The 229-nt window shown below is 50.7% G+C and carries 1 protein-coding gene; it reads right to left on the reverse strand.

Features of this window, described 5'->3' with window-relative positions; genetic code table 11:
• Nucleotide 1: 1 nt before the first annotated feature.
• Nucleotides 2-163, reverse strand: coding sequence for a hypothetical protein (locus KJQ96_RS39670; RefSeq protein WP_213291292.1), 162 nt, complete (start codon nt 161-163; stop codon nt 2-4).
• Nucleotides 164-229 lie beyond the last annotated feature (66 nt).

The following is a 229-nucleotide window of genomic DNA, read 5'->3' on the forward strand; positions in this document are numbered from 1 at the left end:
TTTACGGTTTGCTGCTTAGGTCAGCTTTAACCATTGGCAGTTCAGTGTCCGATTGCTGCAAATCAGAGCCGTCAAGTTGAGGCATTGTTAAATCTCGCTCTGTATTGCTGGCATGGCCAAAGAAATGGCTTCGAAACCAGAAGGAAATAGACATGTCAGGCATTGTCCTCTCCGCGTCGGTTCGTCAGAACCTCCTCTCCCTCCAGTCGACCGCTGATCTGCTCGCCAC

The organism is Bradyrhizobium sp. sGM-13 (genome assembly GCF_018398875.1).
Lineage (GTDB): Bacteria > Pseudomonadota > Alphaproteobacteria > Rhizobiales > Xanthobacteraceae > Bradyrhizobium.